Source organism: Coleofasciculus sp. G3-WIS-01, assembly GCF_040223135.1.
GTDB lineage: Bacteria > Cyanobacteriota > Cyanobacteriia > Cyanobacteriales > Coleofasciculaceae > Coleofasciculus.
Genome location: NZ_JAVJZI010000168.1, coordinates 67163 through 78465 on the forward strand (window position 1 = coordinate 67163; position 11303 = coordinate 78465).

Sequence of the window (11303 nt, forward strand, 5' to 3'; positions counted from 1 at the left end):
GGTACGTTGTTTGGCGTACCACTTTCTCTCAATATCTGTTGATCAATCAGCGGTCTACTGAACCCATGATCACGTCAATACTACCGAGAATTGCCATAATATCTGCCACCTTGACTCCTCGCAAAATATGGGGCAGAATTTGCAAGTTGTTGAAATCTGGTGGGCGAATCTTCCAACGCCACGGGAAAACATTATCATCCCCAATAATAAAAATTCCCAGTTCTCCTTTACCACTTTCGAGGCGAACATAGTGTTCACCCGGAGGAATCTTAAAGGTTGGAGCGATTTTCTTGCCAATATACTGGTAATCAAAATCATTCCACTGAGATTTCTTTCCTTCAGCCATGCGTTTGGCTTCCAGATTTTCGTAGGGACCGCCTGGTAATCCTTTTAATGCCTGACGAATAATTTTCAGGGATTCCCGCATTTCCCGAATCCGAATTAAATACCGGGCAAGACAATCCCCGGCAGTTTCCCAGTGGATTTCCCAATCAAAGTCGTCGTAACATTCATAGTGGTCAACTTTCCGCAAGTCCCACTTCACGCCAGAACCCCGCAACATTGGACCTGAAAGTCCCCAGTTTATCGCTTCTTCACGGGTAATCGTACCCACGCCTTCGACGCGACGGCGGAAAATTGGGTTGTTGGTAATTAAGCGTTCGTATTCATCGACTTTGGGGTCAAAATAGTCGCAAAAGTCTTCACATTTGTCAACCCACCCATAAGGAAGATCAACCGCTACTCCACCAATGCGGAAGTAGTTATTATTAACCAGTCGTTGTCCGCTTGCGGCTTCCCACAAGTCGTAAATCAATTCCCTTTCCCGGAAGATGTAGAAGAAAGGAGTTTGCGCCCCGACATCCGCGAGAAATGGTCCTAACCAAAGCAGGTGATTGGCGATTCGATTCAACTCCAGCATAATCACGCGGATATAGCTGGCGCGTTTGGGTACTGGAACATCTGCCAATTTTTCTGGGGCATTGACTGTAATCGCTTCGTTAAACATGCCCGCTGCATAGTCCCACCGACTCACATAGGGGACATACATAATATTCGTGCGGTTCTCAGCTATTTTCTCCATGCCGCGATGCAGGTAACCGAGAACCGGTTCGCAATCGATTACATCCTCCCCGTCTAAGGTGACGATTAAGCGGAGAACGCCGTGCATGGAGGGATGGTGAGGACCCAAGTTGAGAACCATTGGGTCAGTTCTGGTTTCGAGTTGTGCCATAGTAATGTATTTGGTTTACCCAACTTTTAGCGATGACGCCTATTTATTTACCATAGATATTCAGGTGAGGTTCCGGGGTCAGGGTACGATAGTATTATGCCCCAGATAGCGCGTTTAGTGATAGCCAATTACAGCGCTTCGCGCTCTTATGGAGTACAGTATTAGCCCGCTATCCCTCAAACTGCTAGATTGATGTTGTACCTCATAGCAGAGGAAAGCGCTGTAAGTAGAGGGCGACCCGATTAAATTGAGTGGAGTGGTGTTGTTGATTAGACCAAGCAGGTCGCCCCTACAGTCCAAACCACAGGTTTTTCGGCAATCTTTGATTGAGTGGGGGAGAATGTCAGATGGAGTCTGAGGCGCAAACGGGGCAGTTTTTTCATCGCTCGGTGTTAAGTCAGGAGTTAATTGCCGAATTGACGATTCGTCCGGGTGGGCATTATTTAGACGCGACTGTGGGTGGGGGTGGACACAGCGAATTAATCCTATTAGCTGCTCCTGATGTCCGTGTCACAGCCATAGATCAAGATGCGATCGCGATCGCGGCGGCTGAAGCGAAGTTAGCTCCCTATGGCGAAAGCATCCAATTTTGGCAGGGGAATTTTGCTGACTATCAACCGCCGGACTCTTTATTTGATGGCATTATTGCCGATTTAGGCGTCAGTTCAGCTCAACTGGATGTTCCCTCGCGCGGCTTTAGTTTTCGCCATCCGGCTCATCTAGATATGCGGATGGATCAACGTCAATCTCTAACCGCCGCCGAGATTATCAATCATTGGGATGAAACCCAACTGGCAAACATTATTTATGAATATGGTGAAGAGCGCTTATCCCGGCGGATTGCTCGGGCAATTGTGGAACGTCGTCCTTTTGAGACAACCACCCAATTAGCCGATGCGATCGCGCGGGTCGTTCCCCAAAAATACCGCTATGGTAGAATTCATCCCGCCACTCGCACGTTTCAAGCTCTCCGCATTGCCGTTAACCAAGAATTATCCGCTCTCGAAAAATTTCTCAATTGTGCGCCAACTTGGTTAAAGCCAGGAGCCAGAATTGGTATTATTAGTTTTCACAGCTTGGAAGACCGTCTGGTTAAACACCACTTGCGGGATTCTCCAATTTTGCGGGTGCTTACCAAAAAACCTATAACTCCACAATCCACGGAACGGGATGAAAATCCCCGCGCTCGTTCTGCCAAGTTGAGATTGGCTGAGCGTCTTTGAAGGGACAAGAGACTACAGGGCTAGAGTCAGTCGAATCATCCTCTTTCGCTGGTGTTGGATCGGGAAAACTAACAATAGAACACTAGCTTTTTCGTCGATGCAGATGATGGCTAATTTGTCAATTCCTAAGACGGGGTTAGTGTTCTAAGATACAAACAGATGGCGACGTAATTGTCGTCACCAATTAAGTGTTCCTTCTTATCCCCAAGTTGGTGTCAATAAGCAGATGTTGCGGAAAAATTGCTGAACATGCCACTCTGGCGAAGAAATATCAGGGCAGATGCATCAGACCAAACTTAATCTTACAACAGGGAGTGCTACCCTTATCCGGCTTCAGGTGGATGTTTGGTGTTATTTCGTTTTTAAGAAAATATTTGGCAAACTTTTGGATCTTCCAAAATAGACTGTTCCTTTTGTTGATGACTCACGCTTGCCCTAAATGAATTATGAGGGAAATTGTAATTGGGAGCCTCAGGGTGTCCCTAATGATGCCTATTCTTGGTTATTTGTGGTGGATCGGTTCAAAATCACAGATTGAACGGCAACCGGGCTGGTTCTATATGCTGGCGGGCTATGCCTTAATTTGTCTGGATGGGTTCATGGATTTAGTCAACCGTACTATTGGTTTGACCACAATAAACCCAAATCCAATCGATACACTCATTCCAGTGACGCTAGTCTACCTAGTTGGATTTGGACTGCTGTTTATCGGCTTGTGCCAATGGTTACCGTTTGTTACCAAACTCAAGAAGCTAGACGTTGTTTCTCATCAATACAATAACTGGAATGACGACCATACCTGTAAACTATACGATCAAGTCAGTACGATCGCCCAGTCGAATGAACTGAAGCAAGATATAGCTAAGTGTCTACAAACTCAAGCCGAACTGCAACAGAGCCAAGAACAGTTTCGGGCGATTGTGCAAGCCCTTCCTGTACCTGTTGCGATCGCACGAATTTCCGATGGCAAAATTGTTTACGGCAATTCCCACGCCAGCTTAATGTTTGGTGTCGCCACCTCAAAGTTTCTCAGTTGCTCAATGCCAGATTTTTATGAAAACCCTACTGACTGGCAAACCCTGTTAGCAACGTTAGCAAAAAATGGCTCTGTCCAGAATGCTCAAATTCGTATCCATAAAATCAATGGTACACCTTTGTGGGTAACTGTATCGATGCAGGTTTTGACCTTAAATCAAGAAAAAGCAATTCTGAGTATATTCAATGATATCAGCGATACCTATCAGCAAATTAGCCAATTCCAACAAACAAAAGCCGCTATCATCGATAGTGAAGCCTGCTATCGGACTTTGGTCGAACAGTCTCCTAATGCCATTGCCCTCGACAGTCAGGGAAAACTGGTTTATATCAATCCCGCAGGTGTCAAACTATTGGGAGGCGTTAGTCAAAACCAACTTATCGGTAAACCTTGGTCAGATTTTATCTCTCCAGTGGATGAACAACTCGTGCAGTTAGACGGTCAGATTATTGATGTTGAGATTGCCCGTTTACCTGCCATTTATCAAGGTCAAGGGGCAACCCAACTGGTTATTCGAGATCTGACCCCGAAAGAACAGCCAGACCGAGAACTGAGAGTACGAGCGCGTCAACAAGCAGCCGTCGCCAAATTGAGCCAACGGGCGCTTTCGGGACTTGATTTGAACACCCTGATGAACGAAGCGGTGAGTACAATTGCTCAAACCTTAGAGGTTGAGTATTGTAAAATCTTAGAACTGATGCCCAATGGTAATGTGTTTTTACTCAAAGCGGGTGTGGGTTGGTCGCCGGGATTGGTTGGGTATGCCTTAGTCGGTGCCCACAGGAATTCCCAAGCCGGTTATACTCTGGTATCCCAAGAACCTGTCGTGGTCGAAGATCTACGGGTTGAAACTCGCTTTAGTGGACCTCCTTTACTCTACAATCATCGCGTTGTCAGTGGTGCGAGTGTGGTAATTCCGGGTCAAGAGCAACCGTTTGGGGTTTTAGGGACACATACCACCAGCAAGCGCCGCTTTAGTGAAGATGACATTAACTTTCTCCAGGCGATTGCCAATGTTTTAGCCTTGGCGATTGGACATAAGCAGTCAGAGGCGAATCTGTATCTAATGCAGCGAGCGATCGCGGCGAGTAATAATGGGGTGATTATTACTGACCCCAATCAACCGGATAACCCGGTTATTTACGTCAACCCCGCCTTCGAGTCAATGACCGGTTATACAGCTGTGGAGGTGATTGGACGCAACTGCCGTTTCTGGCAAGAACCTGATTATCATCAAGCCGGGGTGACTAAGTTAGCGACAGCGATTCAAGAGCAACGAGAATGCCATGTTATTTTACAGAACTATCGCAAAGATGGCAGCACGTTCTGGAATGAACTCTATGTGTCGCCCGTCTTTGATGGGGACGGTTATTTAACCCATTTTGTCGGGATTCAAACCGATATTACCAAACGGAAGCAGGCAGAGGAAGCCCTGCGACAGAGTGAGGAAAAGCTGGAGAGTATTCTCAGGTCTCTAGACGATGTGGTCTGGTCAGCGTCTCTGGAGACTCAACAGTTTATTTACCTGAATCCGGCGACAGAACGAGTTTATGGTCGCCCCGTATCCGACTTTGTGGATTGTCCCAGTCTCTGGCAGTTAGTCGTTCATCCTGATGATCGCCAACGGGTAGAGATGGCATCTCAAACGATGATGCATAAGGGGAGTAAAGATCTAGAATATAGGGTTGTACGACCGGATGGCGAAGTGCGTTGGCTGCGCGATCGCGCCCGCCTAATTTACGATCACAGGGGTACTGCCATTCGTATGGATGGAATTGCTACCGATACGACCAAACGCAAACAAGCAGAGGCGGCTTTACTCAAAAGTGAGGAGCAATTTCGCCTCACCTTTGAACTGGCTCCCATTGGCATGGCAATGACATCCCTTGATGGTAAATTCCTCAAGGTTAATCAGGCATTGTGTGAAGCTTTGGGTTATACGGCTCAGGAACTTTTGGCTCTCACGTTTACCGAAATTAGCCACCCGACTGAACTGGCACTCGACTTTACCCAACACCAATCCTTGTTGCAGGGGGAACTCTCCCATCTGCAAACTGAACGTCGTTATTTATCAAAATATGGCAGGATTGTCAATGCTATTTTGAAGGTTGTGTTGGTCAGAGACGCTCAAGGTCAACCCCTACACTACATTAGTCAGGTGGTCGATATTAGCGATCGCAAACGGATGGAGGAACAGTTACTCCACGATGCTTTCCACGATGTATTGACCGGATTACCGAATCGGGCATTATTCATGGATAGGCTGGAGTATGCTTTGCGACGGGCAGGGCAACGCTGGGACTATTTATGTGCGGTGATTGTCTTGGATTTAGACCGTTTCAAGGTCATCAATGATAGTTTAGGGCATCTGGTTGGCGATCGACTGCTGAGTGCGATTGCCCACCGATTAGAAGGGTGCTTACGCCCTAGTGATACCTTAGCCCGGTTAGGGGGGGACGAATTTACGATTCTACTTGATGATATCCCCAATACGGGGGCAGCCACGGATATCGCCAAATCGATTCACCAAACTTTGGCATCCTCATTTAATTTAGATGGATATGAGGTGTTTGCCACAGCCAGTATCGGGATTGCCCTGAGTGGTATGGGGTATAACCGGGCGGAAGACTTACTACGAGATGCCGATACCGCCATGCATCGGGCAAAGCTTCAGGGAACCGCTTGTTATGTTATGTTTGATACCGCCATGTCCGGTCGCGCCCTTGCCCAGTTACGCTTGGAAACTGAACTGCGATGGGCAATTGAACGCCAAGAACTTGAGGTTTATTACCAACCGATTATTTCCCTGGCGACAGGTAAGATTACCGGGTTTGAGGCATTGGTGCGTTGGCAGCATCCAGAACAGGGAATGATTTCACCAGGCGCATTTATTCCCTTAGCCGAGGAAACGGGTTTAATTATTCCCATTGGTCAGTGGGTGTTGCGAACATCCTGCCATCAGCTACGCCAATGGCAACGACAGTTTCGCCACTATCCCCCGTTAACCATGAGTGTTAATTTGTCGGGAAAACAGTTTTCCCAAGCCAATTTAATTGAGCAAATTGCCCAAATTATTCAAGAGACAGAGGTTAATCCCCGGAATCTCAAGTTGGAAATTACCGAAAGCGGCATTATGGAACATTCCGATTCGGCGTCGGCTTTATTGGAGCGACTTAAGGCATTAAATATTCAGTTGTACATTGATGATTTTGGCACCGGCTATTCTTCGTTAAGTCGCTTACATCAGTTTCCCATTGATGCCTTAAAAATTGACCGTTCCTTTGTCAGTCGCATGGGGGATGCGGGAGAAAATGGGGAGATTGTACAAGCGATTGTGACCTTGGCTCACAATTTAGGCATGGATGTTGTGGCTGAAGGGATAGAAACGAATATGCAGTTAGCCCAACTGCGAGGGCGGCAATGTGAATATGGTCAGGGATACTTTTTCTCTAAACCATTAAATCGGCAAGCCGCAGAACAGTTAATGATTAATTTACCCCAGTGGTAAAGGATGAGAGGGGGATGGCTATTGACTCCATTCCCCGATCTCCTCAAAGGATGTATCGCATTTTCGGGGTTAGGGAAGGAATAGTGACCAACCGGAGATTAATCGGGGATTTCTGTTCCATCGGACGAAAAGGCGACCCTATAGGCGGGCACATTTTCCCATTATGAAGTAAGTCTCTCATAGAACCACTGAACTTGTCAATACCTCAACTCTCGATTATTTTTGCCAAAGGCTTTATTTTCTATCTGAGTGAGACGTTTTCAACTGCAAGTCCCCTGCATTGGAGGTTATCTGCATTTGGTACTATTACGCGATCGCTTCTACTTCTAATGCTGGTGTGGACTTATTTAACTGATGGGGATATTTGGCTTCTATTTAGGACTATTTTCGGGGTGAAGGAAGGGATAAGCGCTGTCCTAGGGATTAATCTGGGATTTCTGTTCCATCGGGCGAAAAGGCGACCCTATAGGCAGGCACATTTTCCCATTATGAAGTAAGTCTCTCATGAAACCACTGAACTTGTCAATAGCTCCCATACCGATTATTTTCCCAATGCTCTATTTTCTATCTCCTAGGAAGTTTCCAACTGCAATCTGTGTCATCTGTGTCCCTCACTCTTCAGTGTTCGAGAAAGTGCCATTCCCTCTGTGTCATCTGTGTTGTTGTCAAGACTTAGTAATGATTTTTATCATAAGTTAAACAAAATACATGCGTCCAAGGGGGAAGTTAGCCGTGAGACGAAAACCATGAATTATACAAAGTCTTACGAAGATTCAAGGAATTTAGCTGGATTAAAATTGTTTTTACCCATAAAAAACCCACCATAAATAGTATACCTGAAAATCGCACAAGTCTCTCACAATCGCTGCAACCCTTGAAAACTCGTAGCTTTTTCCCAAAACGAGGTAAAAAACGAGCAATTATGACGTTTTGTTAATACGGGAATCTGATTGGAAAATTCAAACCTTTCTGGGGGAAAGAATCGTTTAAATTATCAGAACTTGACAAGTTGATATGAGTCAGCCAATTTACTGGTGAACCCGGATAAAAAGGTGTTCTTTGTCGAGGACATCCATCTCACCCCTCACACTCCCCTTATTGTGGTGAAACCCCCTCTGTCGCGCATCGTAGTCCAAACTTCAGTTGGTATTATTTCTGAGCAACCGTAAACCACTCAAAATCACCAATATGGTAGAACCTTCATGTCCAATAACACCGAGGGGAAGACTAATGCCAATCGTAAAATTAGCCACTAATAACAAACCAATACTACACAAAGCAAACCCAATATTTTGGGTAACAACCTGAGTCACACGACGACCTAAACGAATCGCAGCCGTTAACTTTTCTAAACGATCTGCCATTAATACAACATCGGCAGTTTCCAAAGCCACATCACTCCCAGCAGTTCCCATGGCAATTCCCACAGATGCAGTTGCCAAAGCTGGGGCGTCATTAATACCATCACCAACCATGGCTACGGTTTCATGGTATTTTTTCAACCTTTTAATCACCTTAACTTTATCTTCTGGTAAAAGTTCGGCATAAACATGATCAATTCCTAGCTGATGGGCGATGTAACCCGCCGTGCTTTGGCTATCACCACTCAGCATAATCACCTGTTCGATGCCCAATTTTTTCAAGTCTTTTATCACAGTTGCAGCCGCCGGACGTACTGTATCAGCAACCGCGATAATTCCCAATAGTTTACCCGCCGTCGCCACCCAAACGATGGTTTTACCGTCTTGTTTCAGGCGTTCGCTTTCTGCGATTATAGTTTGGGGAAAGTGAGAAACTTCGGATTGAATAAATTTAGCTGTACCAACTTTTATCCCTTCCCCGTCAACATCACCACTGATCCCAAAACCTGTGTGAGACAATACATTCTTAGCTAACCCTAACCTCCATGATTTATCCATAGCGGCTTGCACAATTGCCTTGGCAATAGGGTGTTCGGAATAGGCTTCCACAGCCGCCGCTTTTAACAAAACCTTATCTTCATCGTATCGGTCAACACTGATAATTTGGATAACTTTTGGTTCTCCAGTCGTCAGGGTTCCCGTCTTATCAAAGGCAATCGCTCGGATTTTGCCAATTACCTCTAACTGAGCGCCACTTTTAAATAAAATACCCTGTCGCGCCCCATTCGTCATTCCCGATAGCAGCGTCGGCATAATTGCCGCCATTAAAGCACAGGGAGACGCAACGACCAAAAAAACTAAAGCCTGATAAATCGTCGTTTCCCAATCCCAATTAAAAACAAAAGGGGGGAGAATCGCCAGCAGGATACCACAAACTACAATTACTTTCGCATAACCGCGTTCTAAGCGTTCAATGAATAGTTGAGATGGCGGCGCTTCCGTTTGAGCTTGCTTGACCAAACGAATAACCCGTTGAATCAAGCTACTTTCGGGAGGTTGATGCACTCGCAGAATTAACGCTCCAGCCCCATTAATTGTGCCAGCAAAAACTTCATCTCCCACCGCTTTTTCTCTGGGTAGCGACTCTCCAGTGATAGAGGCTTCATTGAGACTACTTGCACCTTCAATAATCAAGGCGTCGGTGGGGATTAATTCTCCGGGCTTGACTAAAATTTTGTCATCGATTTTTAAGTCTTGAATCGGAATCTGACAGTTTTGACCCTGGAGGATAACCCGTGCTGTATCGGGTGTCAATCCCATCAAGCCGCTAATCGCACGGCTGGTTCGTTTCATGGCGTAATCTTCTAATGCACCACTGATGGCAAAGATAAGAATTAATACCGCGCCATCAACAATCAAAAAATAGTCCCGCTGCCAAACCCCTAAAAATGCCGCCCCCAATGCAGCTATGATCATCAATAAATCAACATCGAGTTCCTTTTCGACAAACAGAGTCGTTAGTCCCTCTTTCGCACTCTCGTAACCTCCAATCACATAGGCGGCTGGGAGGAGCAATAACGCTAATCCTAACCAGCCAAGTTGGAGAAAAAGCCAACCCAAACAGACTAAAACAGCACAGGCTACCGCCGCCCAAGTATCCGGATGTTCTGCGATGATTTTTTTCATGTCATGATTGATGAGTTTCCGACTGCCTCATCCTAAACCTTGACATTAATGTCAAGGTCAAGTGCTAAACTAGCAAAATGACAAACCAATACCTAACCATCAAACAACTCACCGCAGCGACTGTTACCCGATTTATCCCAAAAGAATGAAATTGAACGAGATTTACTGACCAAACTGGTACTCGCTAGTGGTGATGTCAGTTTAGTCGATTTTGTGCGTTTGAGTCCAGGGGCGATCGCTTCAGCTAGAAATGCTCTCAAGACTCACTGTGAAATTGTTGCTGATGTTTCTCCAGTTGTCGCGGCTCTTGATCAGACGCGGATTGCACATTTAGGGCTTACTGTCAAGACTCTAATTGATGAACCCCACATCCACAGCGCTGATGAAGCCGAACAAAGGTTTTACCAACAAGGGAAATGGCAGGAACGATTGCAACACCTCACGCCTGGTTGTATCTTAGTGATCGGCTATGCCCCATCAGTATTGATATCCGCCTTGAAACGAATCGAACAAGGACAACTGCAAGTCTCCTTAATTGTAGGAATGCCGATTGGCTTCAGCCACGCCCCAGCCGCTAAACGCCGATTAATGGGTTCGGGTGTGGAGTATATTACTACTCTGGGGACGACTGGCGGTGGATTATTAGCCGCCGTCGCCCTGAATAGTTTAGTTGAATCTTTGATTGAAAAGCCCAATTGCCATTGTTATTTGCAGAAGCAGTAGAGGGTTAGCACTCAGCCCTGATCATCTGGGTGCTGTCTATCCTGGTGCGATCGCGAGTATGATTATTCAACACCTTATTCTCAACCGCGATCGTACAAAAAAAATGTCGAAATTGGGACTTTAGGGAATTAGTTAGGTGAAAGGTTGGGGCAGGGCGGGTTTTGTCGAAAGGTGATTGGTGGCTTGATTAATTTTGTCCCTAAACCCGCCCCTACATTGGGTTTTTGGTTAGGTGAAAGGTTGGGGCAGGGCGGGTTTTGTCCAAAGGTGATTGGTAGCTTGATTAATTTTGTCCCTAAACCCGCCCCTACATTGGGTTTTTGGTTAGGTGAAAGGTTGGGGCAGGGCGGGTTTTGTCCAAAGGTGATTGGTGGCTTGATTAATTTTGTCCCTAAACCCGCCCCTACATTGGGTTTTTGGTTAGGTGAAAGGTTGGGGCAGAGCGGGTTTAGTTACATCTGAGTCAAAAAGAAACGATAGTTGTAAAACCCGCCCCTACAAACCATGCCCTTGAAGATTCTCCAGCTCGTTTGTA

The 11303-nt window shown here is 46.1% G+C and carries 4 protein-coding genes and 1 pseudogene; 3 read left to right on the top strand and 2 right to left on the bottom strand.

Annotated features, from left to right (window positions below; all coding sequences use genetic code 11):
• Window positions 1-46: 46 nt before the first annotated feature.
• The gene (locus tag RIM23_RS16500; protein ID WP_446368273.1) at window positions 47-1231 is read right to left on the bottom strand and encodes an NAD(P)H-quinone oxidoreductase subunit H; all 1185 of its coding nucleotides are present in this window, start codon (window positions 1229-1231) and stop codon (window positions 47-49) included.
• A 347-nt stretch (window positions 1232-1578) separates the two neighbouring features.
• Here RIM23_RS16500 and rsmH point away from each other — a divergent pair, with 347 nt between their 5' ends.
• The gene (rsmH, locus tag RIM23_RS16505; protein ID WP_446368274.1) at window positions 1579-2454 is read left to right on the top strand and encodes a 16S rRNA (cytosine(1402)-N(4))-methyltransferase RsmH; all 876 of its coding nucleotides are present in this window, start codon (window positions 1579-1581) and stop codon (window positions 2452-2454) included.
• A 485-nt stretch (window positions 2455-2939) separates the two neighbouring features.
• The gene (locus tag RIM23_RS16510) at window positions 2940-6998 is read left to right on the top strand and encodes a PAS domain S-box protein (RefSeq protein ID WP_446368275.1); all 4059 of its coding nucleotides are present in this window, start codon (window positions 2940-2942) and stop codon (window positions 6996-6998) included.
• A gap of 1139 nt (window positions 6999-8137) precedes the next feature.
• Here RIM23_RS16510 and RIM23_RS16515 read toward each other — a convergent pair.
• Window positions 8138-10045: a heavy metal translocating P-type ATPase gene (locus RIM23_RS16515; protein ID WP_446368276.1), complete on the bottom strand. Its 1908-nt coding sequence runs from the start codon at window positions 10043-10045 to the stop codon at window positions 8138-8140.
• Between the two features lie 108 nt (window positions 10046-10153).
• Here RIM23_RS16515 and RIM23_RS16520 point away from each other — a divergent pair.
• Window positions 10154-10768 (top strand): annotated as a pseudogene (locus RIM23_RS16520) (precorrin-8X methylmutase); the annotation flags it as partial.
• Window positions 10769-11303 lie beyond the last annotated feature (535 nt).

What these genes read in the sequence shown, in the direction of transcription:
- RIM23_RS16510 (WP_446368275.1), top strand. Translation starts at nt 2,940, where the DNA reads ATGATGCCTATTCTTGGTTATTTGTGGTGGATCGGTTCAAAATCACAG.
- RIM23_RS16500 (WP_446368273.1), bottom strand. Translation starts at nt 1,231, where the DNA reads ATGGCACAACTCGAAACCAGAACTGACCCAATGGTTCTCAACTTGGGT.
- rsmH (WP_446368274.1), top strand. Translation starts at nt 1,579, where the DNA reads ATGGAGTCTGAGGCGCAAACGGGGCAGTTTTTTCATCGCTCGGTGTTA.
- RIM23_RS16515 (WP_446368276.1), bottom strand. Translation starts at nt 10,045, where the DNA reads ATGAAAAAAATCATCGCAGAACATCCGGATACTTGGGCGGCGGTAGCC.